General features: G+C 67.4%; 18 protein-coding genes and 2 pseudogenes. 10 read left to right on the plus strand and 10 right to left on the minus strand.

Going from position 1 to position 16,760, the window contains the following annotated elements; all coding sequences use genetic code 11:
* Positions 1 to 773: cytochrome c oxidase subunit II (gene coxB, locus F3J14_RS08740; protein WP_166722632.1), on the minus strand; the 773-nt coding region annotated here is incomplete at its 3' end.
* A gap of 289 nt (positions 774 to 1,062) precedes the next feature.
* On the opposite strand from coxB, the pseudogene F3J14_RS08745 reads away from it, so the two are divergent.
* Both F3J14_RS08745 and F3J14_RS08750 read left to right on the plus strand, forming a co-directional pair.
* Positions 1,063 to 1,206: pseudogene (locus F3J14_RS08745) on the plus strand (SDR family NAD(P)-dependent oxidoreductase); the annotation flags it as partial.
* 128 nt (positions 1,207 to 1,334) lie between these two features.
* Positions 1,335 to 3,113, plus strand: coding sequence for a glycoside hydrolase family 15 protein (locus F3J14_RS08750; RefSeq protein WP_166722633.1), 1,779 nt, complete (start codon positions 1,335 to 1,337; stop codon positions 3,111 to 3,113).
* Between the two features lie 76 nt (positions 3,114 to 3,189).
* Here the strand turns inward: F3J14_RS08750 and F3J14_RS08755 are convergent, their stop codons facing one another.
* Complete coding sequence (locus F3J14_RS08755; protein WP_166722634.1) at positions 3,190 to 5,016, minus strand: thiamine pyrophosphate-requiring protein; 1,827 nt, start codon at positions 5,014 to 5,016, stop codon at positions 3,190 to 3,192.
* A 164-nt stretch (positions 5,017 to 5,180) separates the two neighbouring features.
* On the opposite strand from F3J14_RS08755, the pseudogene F3J14_RS08760 reads away from it, so the two are divergent.
* The 4 genes and pseudogenes from F3J14_RS08760 to F3J14_RS08775 form a co-directional block, all read left to right on the plus strand.
* Positions 5,181 to 5,362 (plus strand): annotated as a pseudogene (locus F3J14_RS08760) (mandelate racemase); the annotation flags it as partial.
* A gap of 167 nt (positions 5,363 to 5,529) precedes the next feature.
* Entirely contained in the window at positions 5,530 to 5,922 is a 393-nt protein-coding gene (locus tag F3J14_RS08765) for a DUF305 domain-containing protein (protein WP_166722635.1), read from the plus strand.
* Positions 5,923 to 6,514: 592 nt separating this feature from the next.
* Positions 6,515 to 6,997, plus strand: coding sequence for a BON domain-containing protein (locus F3J14_RS08770; protein ID WP_166722685.1), 483 nt, complete (start codon positions 6,515 to 6,517; stop codon positions 6,995 to 6,997).
* Between the two features lie 113 nt (positions 6,998 to 7,110).
* Positions 7,111 to 7,596 carry a DUF1641 domain-containing protein gene (locus tag F3J14_RS08775; protein WP_166722636.1) on the plus strand — a complete coding sequence of 162 codons (486 nt, stop codon included), beginning with the start codon at positions 7,111 to 7,113 and terminating at the stop codon, positions 7,594 to 7,596.
* 169 nt (positions 7,597 to 7,765) lie between these two features.
* Here the strand turns inward: F3J14_RS08775 and F3J14_RS08780 are convergent, their stop codons facing one another.
* The 3 genes from F3J14_RS08780 to F3J14_RS08790 all read right to left on the minus strand — a co-directional run bounded on the left by F3J14_RS08780 (position 7,766) and on the right by F3J14_RS08790 (position 9,219).
* Complete coding sequence (locus F3J14_RS08780; protein WP_166722637.1) at positions 7,766 to 8,320, minus strand: GNAT family N-acetyltransferase; 555 nt, start codon at positions 8,318 to 8,320, stop codon at positions 7,766 to 7,768.
* A 348-nt stretch (positions 8,321 to 8,668) separates the two neighbouring features.
* Positions 8,669 to 8,890: a hypothetical protein gene (locus F3J14_RS08785; RefSeq protein WP_166722638.1), complete on the minus strand. Its 222-nt coding sequence runs from the start codon at positions 8,888 to 8,890 to the stop codon at positions 8,669 to 8,671.
* A gap of 65 nt (positions 8,891 to 8,955) precedes the next feature.
* Entirely contained in the window at positions 8,956 to 9,219 is a 264-nt protein-coding gene (locus tag F3J14_RS08790; protein WP_166722639.1) for an HPr family phosphocarrier protein, read from the minus strand.
* A gap of 353 nt (positions 9,220 to 9,572) precedes the next feature.
* On the opposite strand from F3J14_RS08790, the gene F3J14_RS08795 reads away from it, so the two are divergent.
* Positions 9,573 to 9,917, plus strand: a complete 345-nt coding sequence (locus tag F3J14_RS08795; protein ID WP_006752903.1) for a zinc ribbon domain-containing protein YjdM — start codon at positions 9,573 to 9,575, stop codon at positions 9,915 to 9,917.
* A 45-nt stretch (positions 9,918 to 9,962) separates the two neighbouring features.
* Entirely contained in the window at positions 9,963 to 10,799 is an 837-nt protein-coding gene (locus tag F3J14_RS08800; RefSeq protein ID WP_166722640.1) for a spermidine synthase, read from the plus strand.
* Between the two features lie 24 nt (positions 10,800 to 10,823).
* Here the strand turns inward: F3J14_RS08800 and F3J14_RS08805 are convergent, their stop codons facing one another.
* Both F3J14_RS08805 and F3J14_RS08810 read right to left on the minus strand, forming a co-directional pair.
* Positions 10,824 to 11,009, minus strand: a complete 186-nt coding sequence (locus F3J14_RS08805) for a ribbon-helix-helix protein, CopG family (protein WP_006752901.1) — start codon at positions 11,007 to 11,009, stop codon at positions 10,824 to 10,826.
* Positions 11,010 to 11,101: 92 nt separating this feature from the next.
* Positions 11,102 to 11,860, minus strand: a complete 759-nt coding sequence (locus tag F3J14_RS08810) for a YoaK family protein (RefSeq protein ID WP_166722641.1) — start codon at positions 11,858 to 11,860, stop codon at positions 11,102 to 11,104.
* Between the two features lie 297 nt (positions 11,861 to 12,157).
* Here F3J14_RS08810 and F3J14_RS08815 point away from each other — a divergent pair, with 297 nt between their 5' ends.
* Positions 12,158 to 12,508: a hypothetical protein gene (locus F3J14_RS08815; RefSeq protein ID WP_166722642.1), complete on the plus strand. Its 351-nt coding sequence runs from the start codon at positions 12,158 to 12,160 to the stop codon at positions 12,506 to 12,508.
* Entirely contained in the window at positions 12,505 to 12,717 is a 213-nt protein-coding gene (locus F3J14_RS08820; protein WP_006752898.1) for a twin transmembrane helix small protein, read from the plus strand. The genes F3J14_RS08815 and F3J14_RS08820 overlap by 4 nt, the downstream gene beginning before the upstream one ends.
* Before the next feature lie 197 nt (positions 12,718 to 12,914).
* Here F3J14_RS08820 and F3J14_RS08825 read toward each other — a convergent pair whose 3' ends face one another.
* The 3 genes from F3J14_RS08825 to F3J14_RS08835 form a co-directional block, all read right to left on the minus strand.
* Entirely contained in the window at positions 12,915 to 13,958 is a 1,044-nt protein-coding gene (locus tag F3J14_RS08825; RefSeq protein ID WP_247682166.1) for a helix-turn-helix domain-containing protein, read from the minus strand.
* A gap of 134 nt (positions 13,959 to 14,092) precedes the next feature.
* A complete protein-coding gene (locus F3J14_RS08830; protein WP_166722643.1) occupies positions 14,093 to 15,619 on the minus strand; it encodes an amidase in 1,527 nt (508 codons plus the stop codon).
* 57 nt (positions 15,620 to 15,676) lie between these two features.
* Positions 15,677 to 16,729 carry a phenylacetaldoxime dehydratase family protein gene (locus F3J14_RS08835; protein ID WP_166722644.1) on the minus strand — a complete coding sequence of 351 codons (1,053 nt, stop codon included), beginning with the start codon at positions 16,727 to 16,729 and terminating at the stop codon, positions 15,677 to 15,679.
* Positions 16,730 to 16,760: the final 31 nt, after the last annotated feature.

Raw genomic sequence — 16,760 nt, forward strand, 5'->3', positions numbered from 1 at the left:
GCGCTCGCCGGCTGCCGCTGCGCGGCGAGCCACGCGCGAAACGCGTCGGGCGGCTCGGCCACGACCTCGAACGCCATGTGCGCGTGCTGCGCGCCGCAGTATTGCGAACACTGTCCGCGATAGACGCCGGGCCGGTCGGCTTGCAGCCATTGATGGTTGGTCTGGCCGGGAATCGTCTGCGTTTTACCGGCCAGTTGCGGAACCCAGAACGCATGGATCACGTCCGCGCTTTTCAGTTCGATCGCGACGGGCTCGCCCACCGGGATGTGGATCTCGTTGGCGGTGACGAACGCGGCGCCGCCCGCGTCGTCCGGATAGCGGACGTCCCACCACCAGTCGTGCGCGGTCACGACGATCGTCAGCGCGGGCGGGCGCGGCGGTGCCGCGACCACGCCGAGTACGCGCAGCATGTACACGAGCGCGCCGAACAGCAGCACGATCGAGATCGCGGAGCCGACCGTCACGATCGCCAGGCCATTGTGCTGGGCTTCGCCTGCCTGCGCGCGGCGGCGAAATATCGCGATCAGCAGCAACACCGCGATCGCGATGCACACGAACGTGCACAGCGCGAGCAGCGCCCAGCCGAGCACGAACACCGGTCGCGCGGCGGGGCCCGCCGCATGCGCGACGTACGCGAGCGGCAGCGGTCCGGCGGGGCCGGCGGCGGCTTCACCGAATTCGCCGGCCGCACGCGCGGCCGCCGGCGCGACGATGCTTGCGACGGAAGCGATGCACGCGATACGGCGCGCTTGGGCGAACGGCGGAACAAGCAACGCGACTCCTTGCCGGATTCGACGGCATGACGACAAACCGTTCGCGGCGGAGCAATTCCCGTGCGCGCTCCGCGCGTTTGCGCATGGCCCGGAGCTTGCGTCGGCAACGTCCGGCGCGTGCCAGCCGGCTTATAAATTTGGTGACCGTTCACCGGGTCCGTGCGCGCCGGGAAACGCGAGGCCCGCACGGTGCGCGGCATGCCGCTTGCTACGCAGATCGTGTTCCGGCACGCAACGCCGAGGCAGGCGTCGGCGTGCCGGCCACCTGAAAAAGTGGGAGGAATCGACCGTGAAAACCGTCGCGATCACCGGTGCGAGCGCCGGCGTCGGCCGCGCGACCGCCCATGCCTTTGCGGGGCTCGGCGCGAACGTCGCGCGGCTGGCACGCGATCCGTGCGCGCTGGACGACACCGCATCCGAAGTGCGCACGTTCACCGCCGAAGCGCACCGCACCGGAGCCGAGGCCGGGCTCGGCGCTTCGCGCGCGCTTGCGTTCGCCGCGGTCGTCACGGTGCTCGCGGCGGGCTTCGTCGCCGCGCGCAAGCTGGACCGGTGAGCGCGATGAGGATCGAGGACTACGCGTTGATCGGCGACGGCCGCAGTGCCGCGCTCGTCGCGCGCGACGGCAGCATCGACTGGCTGTGCTGGCCGGACTTCGACTCGCCGCCATGCTTCGCCGCACTCGTCGGCACGCCCGACAACGGCCGTTTCCGCATCGCGCCGCGCGAGCCGGACCCACGCGCGACGCGCCGCTATCTGCCCGGCACCGCGATTCTCGAGACGACTTTCGAAACGTCGTCGGGTTGCATCGTGATCCTCGACTGGATGAGCTGGAATACGGCCGATCCGTGCCTGGTCCGCAGCGTGCGCGGCGAGCGCGGCACGGTCGAGATCGACGTCGATCTCGGCGTGCGCTTCGACTACGGCCACGCGCTGCCGTGGTGCCGTCCTTTCGGCCGGCGCTGGCGAATGATGACGGGCGGCGATGCGATGTGGCTCGATACCGAGATGCAACTCGACGTTCAGGAAGACCGGCTCGTCGGCACGCAGCGGATCACGGCGGGCGAGCGCGTGGATTTCGGCATCAGCTACGCGCGCTCGTACGACCGGCCGCCGGCCGTGCCGGACACTTACGCATTGGTGCGCGACACGCAGTCGTTCTGGCGCGGCTGGGTGAAGTGCAACACGGCGGAAGGTCCGTATCGCGACGCGGTCGAGCGCGCGCTGATCACGGTGAAGCTGCTGTCGAGCGTGCGCACCGGCGGCATCGTCGCGGCGCCGACCAGTTCGCTGCCCGAGCGTTTCGGCGGCAAGCGCAACTGGGATTACCGGTTCTGCTGGCTGCGCGACGCGAGTTTCACGCTGCGCGCGCTGGTGCGCTGCGGGTACCGCGAAGAGGCCGCGCGCTGGCGCGACTGGCTCGTGCGCGCGATCGCCGACCATCCGTCGCAATTGCAGGTGCTGTATGCGGCCGACGGCGGCCGTCGCGCGGCGGAATGGACTGCCGCGCATCTGGCCGGCTACGAAGGCGCGCAACCGGTGCGCTTCGGCAACGCGGCGGCCGAGCAGCTGCAGCTCGACGTGTACGGCGAGGTGCTGGGCGCGCTGTACCATGCGCGCCGGCACGGGTTGCCGCCCGACGACGACGCGTGGATGCTCGAGCGGCGGCTGATCGAGCATCTCGCGACGGTCTGGCGCGAACCCGACGAAGGGATCTGGGAAGTGCGCAGCGGCCGGCACCTGTTCACGTCGTCGAAGGTGATGATATGGGCGGCGGTCGAAAGCGCGTACCGCTCGGCGCGCGCGTTCGGTTATCACGCGCCGCTCGACGTGTGGCGGCGCTGGGCCGACGCGATTCGCGCGGAAGTGCTCGCACGCGGTTATCACGAGAAACTCGGCCGCTTCGTCGAGCGCTACGACGGCGAAGGGCTTGACGTGAGCCTGCTGCTGATTCCGCTGACGGGCATGCTCGACGCGTCCGATCCCCGCGTGGCCGGCACGGTTGCTGCGATCGAGCGGGAATTGCTGGAGGACGGGCTGCCGTTCCGCTATCGGCCGCAGCCTTTCAACGACGGCTGCGAAGGCGACGAAGGTGCGTTCGTCGCGGCCGGTTTCTGGCTCGCGCAGGTCTACCGGATGCAGGGCCGCGACGACGACGCGCGCGCGCTGTTCGAGCGGCTGCTGGGCCTGCGCAACGACGTCGGGCTGCTGGCCGAGGAATACGACGTGAAGGCGCAGCGCATGTGCGGAAATTTCCCGTTCACGCTCGCCCAGGTCGGGTTGATCAACGTGGCGCTCGCGCTGCAGGGCGACGGAAGCGACGATGCCGATATTGGCTGACGCACTGCCGCGCTGCCGCGCACGGCACGCGACGGGCGACACCGCGAACGCGCCGCATCGTGCCGCCCGTCATCCGCTACGACTCTTTCTTGCCTGCCTTGCCGCCACGTTCGCCATTGCCCGGCAGCACGGCCGACAGCACCTGCCGCGCGGTCTCGATGATCACGTTCGCTTCGCGCGGGTCGCCCTTCACCAGCGTTTCGGCGAAGTGCTTCGCCTGCTGCAGTGTCACGTGCGGCGGCAGGGGCGGCACCTCCGGATCGCTTTTCACCTCGAGCACGACCGGACGGTCTGACGCGAGCGCCTCGTCCCACGCGGCGCCGAGCTGTTCCGGATCGTCGACGTAGATGCCCTTCAGCCCGAGCAGCGTCGCGAAGCGGGAGTACGGCACGTTGGGAATCTGCTGCGACGCGTCGAACTTCGGGTCGCCTTCCATCACGCGCTGCTCCCACGTGACCTGGTTCAGGTCCTCGTTGTTCAGCACCATGCAGATCCAGCGCGGATCGGGCCATTGCCGCCAGTACTTCGCGACGGTGATCAGCTCGGCCATGTTGTTCATCTGCATCGCGCCGTCGCCGACCATCGCGATCACCGGGCGCACCGGGTACGCGAACTTCGCGGCGATCGCGTAGGGCACCGCCGCGCCCATCGACGCGAGCCCGCCCGACAGCGAGCCCATCATCCCGCGCCGCATCATCAGGTCCCGCGCATACCAGTTCGCGCACGAGCCGGAGTCGCTCGTCAGGATCACGTCGCCGGGCAGCCGCGGCGACAACTCGGTGAACGCACGCTGCGGATTCACGCCGCGCCCGGCGCTCGCCTTCGCGGCCGCGCGCGCCGCCAACGTTTCGCGCCAGTCCGCATTCCATTTCGCGATCCGGTCGCGCCAGCCGGTGTCGCCGCGCTCCTTCAGCAGCGGCAGCAGCGCGCGCAGCGTCTCGGCGCTGTCGCCGACGAGGTTCACCTCCATCGGATAGCGCAGGCTCAGCATGTCGGCCTTCAGGTCGATCTGCACGCCGCGCGCCTGGCCTTCCTTCGGCAGGAATTCCGAATACGGGAAGCCGGAGCCGACGACGAGCAGCGTGTCGCATTCGGTCATCAGCTCGTAGCTCGGCTTGGTGCCGAGCAGCCCGATCGAGCCGGTCACCCACGGCAGGTCGTCCGGCAGCGCGGCCTTGCCGAGCAGCGCCTTCGCGGCGCCCGCGCCGAGCCGGTCGGCCACCGCGATCACCTCGTCGGTCGCGTGCAGCGCGCCCGCGCCCACCAGCATCGCGACCTTCTTGCCCGCATTGAGCACGTCGGCGGCGCGCTGCAGGTCGTCGGCGTGCGGCACCACCTTCGGCGGCGTATAGCCGACCCCCGAATGCACGGTGCCGTGCGCGCGCTTCGGCGGCGCGTAGTCGAGCTCCTGCAGGTCGCTGGGCAGCACCAGCGCGGTGACCGTGCGCGCGCCGAGCGCGATGCGCACCGCGCGGTCGACCAGATGGCGCACCTGGGCGGGCACCACTGCAAGCTGGACGAACGCGCCCGCGACGTCCTTGAGCAGCGCCGGCAGATCGACTTCCTGCTGGTAGTGGCCGCCGAGCGCCGCGCGCGCCTGCTGGCCGACGATCGCGAGCACCGGCATGTGGTCGAGCCGCGCGTCGTACAGGCCGGTCACGAGGTGCGTGGCGCCGGGGCCCGAGGTCGCGACGCAGACGCCGAGCTCGCCTGTAAATTTTGCGTGCGCGGACGCCATGAAGGCCGCCATCTCCTCGTGGCGCGCCTGAATGAACGCGATCTTGCCCTCGGCCCGGCTGAGCGCGCCGAAAAAGCCGTTGATGCCGTCGCCCGGGTAGCCGTACACGCGGCGCACGCCCCAGTCGTACAGCCGTTCGACGATGAAATCCGCCACTGTCGCCATGCCGTTTCTCCTTGGTTCCGGATGAGCACAAGCGCCGCGCGCAGGCGATCGTCGTGCGCGGCGCTGCCCGGCGCTCACGCAAGGCGCGTGCCGCGCGGTCGCATCGGGCACGGGCATTGCACGCTGGGGTTGCAAACACAAGGCAAGCAATCCGGAGTGCGGCGATGGCACTCCCCGACGCACCGGCGATCGACGACGTGCGCGCCCGTGCGTTCCGCTTGCCGACCGATCGGCCCGACGCCGACGGCACCTGCGCATGGCACGTGACGACGTCGTCGTCGAGGTCGACGCGGGACCCGTGACGGGGCTCGGCTATACGTACACCGATGCGAGCGCCGCGCCGCTCGACGGCTGGCGCGGCGAACACGTCCGCGCGTGCAAGATCAAGATCGGCGCGCAGGATGCGCGTGATCCATCGCGCGTGCGACGCACATGCGCGCGCACGATGGCGGTAGGCGAGCTCGGTCCGCCGCGCGGCGTGCGTCTGCCGTTCAACCTTCGAGGAGTCACGACATGGATCTGTTCACTCGCTGCCCGATGCGCACGTCCCGGCACTGCGCGGCATGCGCGCTGCTGGTCGCGGCCGTTGCCGCGCTGCCGGCGTGGGGCCAGTTGCGCCCGCCCACCCCCATGGCCGTGCCCGAAACACCGACTCAAGCGTACAAGCGCGCGGACCACAGGATGATGGAGGCGATGGACGCCGCACCGTACACCGGCGACGCCGATCGCGATTTCGTCGCGCACATGACGCCGCACCACCAGGGCGCGATCGACATGGCGCGGGTCGAGCTGAAACACGGTAAGGACCCTACGCTGCGCAAGCTCGCGAGCCGCATCATCGCCGCGCAGCGCGACGAGATCGCGCTGATGGAGCGCTGGCAGAGGGAGCATGGCGCGGCGCCGTGAGCGCCGGCTATGGGGCGGTTGCGTGTCACCAGCGGTTACGTTGTGGCGTCCGCGTGGATGGCGCGGGCATGACCGGTGATCGGCGCGGCGTTTCCGCTTTCCCGATCGCGACGGCATGTCTAAATCGCAACTAACGGTCATCCGCATTGTCGCCCTCGGCTCGGATGCGCACGTATCGCCGTGACACGTGTAGCCTCGACGCGGATCCATGAACCTGCTCCCACCTACGCCGGCAGCGCGGCAACGGCCGCGACCAGCAGCGCGCATGCCGCGCAGTGCCGGGACGTGCGCATCGGGCGGCGCGTAGGCGGTGGGCGGATGATCCCGCACGGCGCGATTAGCGCCCCCGTCGCGCGCCGCGCACGCGGGCCTTCCTGCGCCGCGCCATCCGTCCATGCCGGCCGGCCGCCGGCCGCGGAATTTTCAAGCGCTTGTCATTTCGCTCGCCATTTCGATCGCGCGGTTGGCGGGCAAGGCGAGCCAGGATGCCGCACCGCCGGACGCGCGGCAGCGGCATGCGGACGAGGAACGGCACATGCTGCTCGTGACCACGAAGCCCGGCGGTTCCGGGTATCTCGACTACGGTGCTCCCATGACTTCCAGAACGCGTTCGAACAATCCGTTGTTGAATCTTGCGGTGGCCGTTGCGTGCGGCGCGGCGGCGATGTACTTCTTCGATCCGGCGTCGGGCCGGCGGCGGCGCGCCTACGTGCGCGACAAGGCCGCGGCGAGCCGGCACGGTGTGCTCGACTATGCGAATACGCAGGCGAAGCGTGCGGCCGACCACGCGCGCGGTGCGATCGCGGGCCTGCGCGCCGACTGGCTCGCGGGCGATGCGGACGACGTGGTGGTCGCCGAACGCGTACGCGCCGCGCTGGGCCATCTGGTCGGGCGTACGCGCGACGTCGACGTGACCGTCGCGCACGGGCATGTGCGCTTGAGCGGGCAGGTGGAGGAAGCGGAACGGCATGCTATCGTCGACGGCGTGGCCGCGGTACGTGGTGTGAAGACCGTCGAGGACGCGATGGGTGCGCGCAGCGAATACAAGGCGCCGCCCGCTGGCCCGGTGCACTGACGGCGGCATCGGCCTCGCGCCGGCGGACGCGGTGAACGAAGCACGACACGAATCCGGCGCACGCGTGGCTGCCGCAACGACGGCTGCGCGGCGCCTCATCCGGAGAACAGCTGATGACCGATCGCCCATCCCCCGGCACGCCGCCTCCCGCACCGGAACCCGACGCGCACCACGCGCTCGAAAGCCTGCTCGGCAGCCTGCACCGGCACGGCTTCCTGCGCTTCGCGAACGAGGTCGTCAGCGCGAATGCGCAGATGGCCGAGACTTTCGTCGGCGCGTTCGACAAACCCGGCACGCAAATCGGTGTGCAGAACCTCGCGGCGCTCGTGATGGCGCTGTCGCGCATTCCGCCGGAGCAGTTCGGCAAGGCCGTGTTCGCGGCCGCCGATGCGATGCATCACATCGGCGCGTGGAAGCCGGCCGAGCACGAACACGTCGCGCCCGGCGTGCGCGGCGCATACCGGCTGCTGCACGACGAAGCGCTGTGGGACGCGCTGACGCCGCTGCTCGAAGGGTTGAAGGTCTTCGCGCAAGGCCTCGCGCGCGAACCGCACGATCCGGCGGGGCCGCCGGTCAGCGAGCGGCCGACCGACGCGTGACGGCGGCGCATTCGTGCGGCGCGCTGTTCATGTGAGTCCGTTGCTCGTCGGAACAGGCACGGATACGCCCGCGCCGTGCATCCGACATACGCAGGTCGACGCGGCGCGCGCGCAATAGCTGCATCGGCTCCATCGGCCGCACTGCGGCGGCTGGCGCGCGCCATCGCGATTACCGGCCCGCGCGCGAAAACAGCAGCGAATCGGCGTCGTTGAAGCGGATCCGTACCGGATCGGCATACCCGGCCTTCTCCGCGACGCGGATCGACGCGACGTTGGTCGGCGCGATCAGGCATACGCTGCGTTCGAACCGGTTCTGCGCATCGAGCCAGCCGAGCGCGTGCGACAGCGCTTCGGTCGCGTAGCCTTTGCCGTGCGCCCAGCTCGCGAGCGCCCAACCGGCTTCCGGCACGCCACGAATCGATGGTTCGACCGCGCGGTGAAAGTCGGCGAAGCCGAGATCGCCGACGTAGCGGCCCGATGCCTTTTCGCGAATCGCCCAGTAGCCGTAGCCGAGCAGCGGCCACAGCCCGCGATAGGCGAGCATCCGCATCCACGAGTCGCGCGGCGCGGACGGCTCGCCGTTGAAGATGTGCGCGACGACGGTCGGCTCGGTCCACATCGCGGCGAGCGCGTCGAAGTCGCCGAGCGGATGGCCTTCGAGTATCAGGCGGGGGGTGTCGAGAACCGGCGGGGACATGACGGGCGGCAGGGCGCTGAATGTCATTCGGGCGTTCCATGGGGAAGGGGCAGGGAAGGCGGGGCCGTGCGCCGCGCCAGGGTCCCGTACGATACCGCGGAAACCGCGGCGGCGCCGCCCATCACTGCCTGCTTCGGGGAATGCGATCGCATCGACCGGAGGCCGTCGCCGGCGTCTGTCGGTGGCGGCACGGTCAGTTCGCACGACGAGATCGCGGCCTGACCGTGGCGCAGGGCGCTCGACGAATGCGGGTCGAGCGCCGGCAGCGTGTTGCGAAACCCGGGCGCGGCGGGTTGTCGGCGGACGGCGTCACGGAGAACATCGACACGCCCGTGTGCGTCGCACGAAGCGGCATCGCACCCGCGCCGGCCCTTCCTACTTGCGGCTCTTCAAGAAGCTGCGGCCGTGCGCCGTAATCGACGCGCCGGAGCGGCTGTTCGTCGCATGGCTCACGAAGCCCGCGCCGACGAGCTCCTGTTCGACCGACCAGTCGAGCGCCGGCGCATCGCGGCCGTAGCGCACATCGGCGAGGCGCTCGAGCGCCCAGATTGCGGAGGCCGACAGGTTGGGGGTGTTGGACATGACGTTGTCGTTCATCGCTTCCTCGGAGAGTGGTGATTCAGGGTGAACGGCACGAGGCCGTGGGGTCGGGCGACGCGGTGTCAACCCGCCTGCAGCAAAGGCAGCAGCGCGTGGAGCGCCGCTTCCTCGTCGGGACCGGTGGCGAGCACCTGCGCGGACGTGCCGCCATGCATCTGCAGCGCCGCGATGGCCATCGCGTCCTTCGCGCTGCCGCTGAGCCCGTTGGCGAGCAGCAGGATGTCGCTTTTGAAGCGGTGTGCCGCTGCGACGATCGCGTCGCGGGACGCAATCGCGCGGTCGCGGTTCCATGCGGGGCCGATTTCAACGTAGACGACGGTTGCCACGATGCGGATCAGCCCCGGAGAAAGTCGCCGGAACGGCGCGCAACGGCCGGCCGGCAGGTACGGGACACGGCTTCCCGATGGGGCGCCGGGCATTGCGCGCCCGACACCGGAGCATCATTCATCTCGAACATGTCGACATCCTCAGCGAAACCGCCATCAAGTCCGGCGAATGATCGAAAGTGGACGATTATAATACGACAACTGGATTATGTGTATTGCATTATAATGCCGTGTGCATGACGGCCGCCCCGTCGCTCTGTCGACGGGCCGCTGCGATGCGCGGTCCGGGCCACGCGCTTGCGTGCCCGGCATTTTTTTCGATTGACCCGAACTCCCACCGAATGGAAGCTGCAATGAACGCCGCCCCCGCCTGCCCGCAATGCGCGATGGAAAACACCTACCCGGACGGCACGCTGACCGTGTGCGCGGACTGCGGCCATGAATGGTCGGCCGGTGCCGGCGCCGACGCGGGCGACGAACCCGCGGGCGACGTCGTCAAGGACGCGAACGGCAACGTGCTGTCGGACGGCGATTCGGTCGTGCTGATCAAGGATTTGCGTGTGAAGGGCTCGTCGATCACGTTGAAGATGGGCACCAAGGTCAAGAGCATCCGGCTCGTCGGCGGCGATCACGAAGTCGATTGCAAGACCGATATGGGCGGCTTCATGCTGAAGGCCTGCTACCTGAAGAAGGTCTGACCGCACGCGGTTCGACCGACTCTCCGATTACCCAGGCTGCCGACCATGAGCGAGGATCGAATTTCCTATGACGCATTCCTGCGGTTTCTGGCGATGCCATTGAACGACGGCCGTCCGTTCGTGCTCGAGACAAAGCACACGGTGTCGCTGCACTTCGACCACTTCGGCACGCAGAGCTTCATGTCGCTGAAGGATCCGGTCCGGCTCGAACTCGGCTATACGCGCGTGATGATGGGCTTCCTGCTGCTGCAGCCGGCGCCCGCGCGCATCTGCATGATCGGGCTCGGCGGCGGGTCGCTGGCGAAGTATTGCTATCGTCACCTGCCCGATACGGCGATCGACGCGGTCGAGATCAACCCGGACGTGATCGCGCTGCGCGACGTGTTCAGGATTCCGCAAGACGACGCGCGCTTCGCCGTGATCTGCGCGGACGGCGCGGACTACATCGACAGGCCGGACGTGCAGGCGGACGTGATCCTGCACGACGCGTTCGTCGCCGACGGCATGCCGGGCCGCTGCACGGGCACCGCCTTTTTCGACGCGTGCCGTGCGCGGCTGAGCGAAACGGGCGTGCTCGCGATCAACTTCATGGACGACGATCCGGCGTTGCCGCGGTATCTCGAGCAATTGCGTGAGGTGTTCGACGATTCGTATGCGCTGCTGCCGTGCGGCGACGACAACAACTTCATCGCGTTCGCGTGGAAGAACGGCAACCCGCTGCCGTCGCTGCGCACCCTGCTCGAACGCGCGCTGGGGTTCGCGTCGGCCGGCGAGCTCAAGCTGTCGCCCACCGCCCGGCGCATGAAGGAAGGGGAGTGCATCGCTCCCGAGCGGCTCGTCTGGCGCGCGCGTGAACATGCACGATGGGAAATCTGCACCTGAGCGCGGCGCGCCGGCTCGTGCGCGTTACTTCATCCGCTTGCCGAGCGCGCTCTTCGTCTTGTACGTGACGCCGTGCTTGTCGAGATACTCGCGGATCAACTGACGCACGACTTGCGACGGTGTGAGATCCTGCTCCGCGCAGAGCATTTCGAACGCTTCTTTCTTGGCGGGATCGATCAGGACGGTCAGGCGGGCGGTTTTCGTTTCCATCGTGCGGCAGGGTGGTCGATATGTTAATCAAATTATAATGCATCCGCTTTCGGCGCCGGAACCAAATGCGCCATTGCGGCGTGTGCGTCGGCTCAACGCCGGCGTTCGAGCCACGCAAGCAGGTCGTCGATCAGGGGCATCGCCGCGAGCATCACGAGCAGGCAGGCGAGCGGCACGGTCGCCACGTAACCGACCTGCTTGAAGCCGATCGCGCCGGCGAGCCCGCCCACGAAGAACGACGCCAGCATCGTCGCGTGAATCCTCAGTTTCGAACGGTTGGCGATCACCGCGTGCGCGTCCACGTCGACGGCCGAGCGATTCCAGTAGAACAGCTTGCCGAGCTCGATGCCGAGGTCGGTCACAATGCCGGTCACGTGCGTCGTGCGGATTTCCGCGCCAGACAGCTTCGTGATCGTCGCGTTCTGCAGACCCATGATGAAGCACAGCAGCGTGACCGTGACCGGCACGAAGAACGCTTCCCACAGCGCGAGATGGCTGCCGAGCAGCCCGAACAGGAGCAGCAGCGCGGCTTCGACCAGCAGCGGCAGCACGAACTGGCTCTGCAGGCCGCGGCGCCGCCCCCAGTTGACGAGGATCGCCGAGCAACTGGCGCCGATCAGGAACGACCCCAGCGAACTGATGCCGGCCAGCGCGAGCGGGATGTCGCCGAGCGCCGTCTGGTCGGCGATCGCCGACACGATGCCGCTCATGTGCGACGTGTATTGCTTGACCGCCAGGTAGCCGCCGGCGTTGGCCGCGCCCGCGACGAAGGCCAGCGAAAAGCCGAGCTGACGGTTCGCGGTCGCGCTGCGGTGTTTTCCCGTGAGGCTTCGAAGGTACTGCGCTGGCATAGGGGTTCGCTCGATCGCCCGGATCGCGGGCACGGACAGGACGGCCGACACAGCTGCGAGGCGGCCGCGCGGACCACCGGCAAAGGGGCCGGGTTGCTCGAATCATCTGCGATACATGATAATGACATTATCATACTCTGTTAGCCGTATTTGGCTTTAAGTACAATGTCGGCGGACGCTGCCGGCCGCGGCTTGCCCGGGCGGCTGCCGGTTCCACACGGCCCGCGTGCGCCGTCCATGCGGCGTTGTTTCGCCGCTATTTCCCCGCTATTTCGCCGTTACGTTGATATCCGCCTCATGACCCCGATCAAGTTCGTTCTCCGCTATACGGCGATTCCTTTCGCAGCGATCGTGGCCGTCGTGGTGTGGGCCGTCGTGCCGTCGTCGAAGGAGATCGACGCGCGGCAATATGCGGCGCTCTCGCGCGGATACGCGAGCTTTCCGCTACCGTTTCGACATGAGATCTCGCAAGCGCTGGACCAGGGGCGCATCAGCGGCCGGCGTTACCAGACGCTCGTGCGCGATTCGCTGGGCAATGGCGTGGCACTGGACTGGCCGGCGTCGGGTGTGGCCGACGTCGCTGCCGAGCGGCAAAGACTGACTGAACTGCTGAAGGCCGATTCGGGCCTGGAGGAGCATCAACGATGAAGATTGCGCTGGTTTCGGTGGCGTTCGCACTGATTATCGGAAGCCTGATTTTCGCGCTGTATTTCATGAATCACGACCGCGGCCGGAGCAAGCGGATGGCGTGGTCGCTCGCGGCGCGCGTCGGATTGTCGATCACGCTGTTCCTGTCGCTGCTGATCGCGTACCGGCTCGGGTGGATCGAGCCGACGGGGCTACCGATCGGCAGGTGAGGCTCGTGCGTGCCGGCCACATCTGACGTGGTTCGGTGCGCTTGAGTTTGGCTCGATAATCGAGATGTTGTGATAAGAATACTTATCCTGATGGATCGAAACAAAAACGCCTCGGTATCAATGAGAGGCGTCTCAGGCGCGGAGCGCTCTCCGTAGCGAATACCCACAATTGGATCGGCGGGAGAACCGCCACACCGTCAACTCGCCGCCCCCGCACCACCTTGCCGGCGCCACGCCCGCGGCGCCATCGCGAACCGTTCGCGGAACGCTCGGCTGAAATGCGACATGTCGTTGAATCCCCAGCGCAACGCGATGTCGGACACACGCAGCACCCCGCATTGCGGATTCGCGAGATCCTCCGCGCACCGTTCGAGCCGCAGGTTCCATATGTAGCGCATCAGCGACGTGTTTTCTGCCTCGAACAGCTTGTTGATGTACCGCGACGATATCCCGGTCGCCTGCTCGACCATCGTTGGGTTCAATTCCGGGTCGCGCAGATGTTCGAGCAGATGCCGTTTCACGCGCATGAGCGTCAGCCCCTTCATCCGCGATTGCGCGACGTCGTTGCGCTGGAGGCTCCCGAGTGTCATCGCGATCAGCGAGATTGCGGTATCCGACAACTGCAGCATCTCGTCCTCGGACACGTGGCGGATCTGCGACGACATCTGTTCGAGAAACCCGCGCATCACGTAGCCGACGCCTTGCCCGGTCGGCATCGGGGAAGCAGTACGGTGCTCCATCCCGACGACGAGCTGGTTGAGCGTCGTGCGCGGAATGCTGACGACGATTTCGCGCCATGACTGGCCGAACTGCAGGTGATGCGGCCTTGTCGCGTCGTACACCGCGAAATCACCCGGACGCAGTGTGACGATCTTGCCGTCCTGCTCGACCGACTGGCTACCCTCGAGCATCAGTACCGCGAAATACTTGTCCTCGTACTCGCTACGCGCCTGACGAAAGCGCCGGGTCACCGCCTGCTCGCTCGCGTGGATCTCCGAGATCCGCAGCTTGTCGCACTTGCGCTGCCGCACCCTGCCAAAGAAATCGTCTTTCTGGACTGCGGCGATTTGCACATCCGCAAACAGGCGCAGGATCATCTCGCGCCAGAATTCGATGCGCTGGCTGACCGAGCCGTCGGTCGCGACCTCGATTGACGAACGCGTCCATTCGAACGGCGCACCGCCTGGCGCGAGGCCAAAGGCCTCGCTACCGGGGACGGGAGGGATCGAATGTGTTGTCATGATCGTGCCCCACATGGATGAGCAAACGGCAGCGAGTAGCGTGCCCATTCAAAAACGCGTTGTCCAACCCATTCGAAAGCTTGCGCCGCGTTGCGCGCCGGCGCGACACGGGGTGCGCCGACGTGCCAGGCTCATTATGCGAACGTCGTCTGGCGCCAGTCGGACGACTGTTCATACGCATAGGCGCACCGGTAGATCGTCGCCTCGTCGAAGCGACGCCCGACCAGTTGCAGTCCGATCGGTAAATCTTCCGCGATCCCGCATGGAAGCGATATTGCCGGATGTCCGGATACGTCGAACGGTGCCGTATTCGCGAGCATCTCGAACGCACGCGTCAGTGATTCGGACATCGCGCAACCGGGCTCGGGCAGTTTCGACGCGCGTATCGGCACGGTCGGCATCAACAAAAGATCATACGATTGCAGGGCCGTGTCGTAATCCGCACGCAGCCGCCGTGCGAGGTTCTGGCACTTCGCGTAATAACGGCCGCGATACCGGCTCGTGAAATACTCTCCGAGCAGCATCGTCACCTTGACGGTATCCGGCAGCTCGTCGGCTCGCTCGCGCCAGCCCGCGTGATGATCGATCATGCCAGTCACGTACAGACCACCCCCGTTGAAGCCGTGGCTGTTGCCCTTCATCATCTGCTGAGTCGCGCCTTCGGCGGCAATCGGCAGCCAGATCGCCGTTCCGGCCGCATGCAACGGCACCGATACCTCGTCGACGTTCGCGCCAAGCTGGCGCAACCGGTGCGCGGCGACGAGCACGGCCTCGTCGACGACCGCCTCCGAATTCGCGAGTCCAAACCCTTCGCGCAGGATTCCGATCCGCAGGCCGGCTATGCCGTCCCGGATCGAACCGAGATAGTCGGCGCGCGGCGGCAGCGCCCGCTGGCGCGGATCAAGCCCGTCGTCACCGGCGATCACGTCGAGCAACAGCGCGTTGTCGAGCACGTTGCTCGTCATCGGCCCGAGGTGGTCGACGGTCGCCTCGATTGGCATTGCGCCGGTATACGGGACCAAGCCGTGCGTCGGCTTCATTCCGTAGACACCACAATACGCGGACGGAATCCGCACCGAGCCGCCCTGGTCGCTGCCGAGCGCCATGTCGACTTCGCCGCTCGCGATCAGCGCACCGCTGCCGGACGACGAACCGCCGGCCGAATGTCCGGCCTTGCGCGGATTAAGCACGGGCCCGGACGCGCTCGTATGCGAGCCGCCGGAAAAGCAGTAGTACTCGCAGGTCGACTTGCCGGCGATCGTCGCGCCGGCGTCGAGCATCCGCGTGACGACAGTCGCGTCGACGTCGGGCACGTAACCCTCGAACGTGCTCGCGCCGTTGCGCATCGGCACGCCGCCGACGCAGATGTTGTCTTTCACGGCCACGGTCTTGCCGCGCAGCTTGCCGTCGGCGGCGCCGTGGATCGTGCTCTTGCGCGCCCATGCGCCATAACGGTTCTCGTCGCCTTCCGGGCGGTAGCCGGGCGTGCGCGGATACGCTATGGCCGGCAGGTAGTCGGGCAGCGCGTCGATCGCGTCGTACGCGTCGAAATTCGCCTGCAGCGCCTCGTCGTAATCGGCGAGCTGCCGGGCATCGACATGAAAGCCGAAGCCGGCTGCGATGTCGGAAAGTTGTTCGCGGGTCGGGCGTTTGATGGCCATCGACGTTCTCCAGTTCGGTAAGGTGGCGCCGCCCGAACTGCGCGGCGCCGGCACGATTCAGCGGGCGACGGCGTCGCGCATCATCCCGGTTGTCGGATGGCAGTTCACGTATTCGTAGACCTGATGTTTCGCGTCGAATACGGACACCTCGTGATACAGCCGCAGTTTCGAAAGCCCGGTGACGACGCGAAAGAACGTGACGAAGATCCGAAGATGCGTCGGATGCGACTCCGCCCATCGCTCGAGGCGGTCGAGCGAGCGCCAGTGGCCGATGTTGTAGCTCTCGTCGAGCAGATTGCCGTCGAGATCGATCGACCGCACGTAGCGGTTGCTATAGCAGCCGACGTCGACGCCGTTGTCGCGCAGGAACTCCATCCCGCTGCGAAGCGTCGGCTCGATCTCGTCGAGATACAGTCGGCGTTCGTCGTCTTCGGCCGCACGCCAGTCCTGCCCGGAACGGATCAGCGCGATGTTGTCGTGCGCCAGCACGACCACGCGGCCGCCGCGTGCCGGATCACCCGCGACGATCCGTAATTCGCCGTCCGCATTCATCCAGTCCGTTTGCGAGATCGGGAACCGGTCGCGCATCGATCCCCAGTAACCATGTTCCTCGATCTCGCCACTGACGCCGTCCATGATCGCACCGACACCGGGAAAATCGTCGGTGAACGCGTACAGCGTCTCGAACTGCTCCGCGCGCGGCGCGACGATCTCGCGGAAGTAGCCGATGCCGTCCGCCAGTCGCGCGTCGGATGCCCACCATTCAGCGACCGCCGGCGAGACGATCCAGCGCGCGTATGCGTCAGGGTCGCGCCAATAGCCGACGGCGATCAGATTGTCGTAGCCCTCGTTGTCGGTGTGCTGCGTCAGATCATGATTGCCCGGACCGTCCGGTGCATCGAAATCGGCGACGATCCGGCGCAGCGCGGCCAGTGCGGCGGAGCGCTGGTCGGCGCCGCGATACTGCACGCCGAAATAGCCCATCACGACTTGGCTCAGGTCTTCGGACGCACGGGCGACGTACATCGGGAACGGCGGCTGGTAATCGTCGGCGACACGGCGTGACAGCGTGCGCGGGCAGACCAGGTGTTTATCGATTGCGGATTCCATGCATGGCCTCATTGGAAAGGGATTCGGGTGT

It is taken from the genome of Burkholderia sp. Tr-862, from assembly GCF_011753085.1.
In the GTDB taxonomy this organism is placed as follows: Bacteria; Pseudomonadota; Gammaproteobacteria; order Burkholderiales; family Burkholderiaceae; genus Burkholderia; species Burkholderia ambifaria.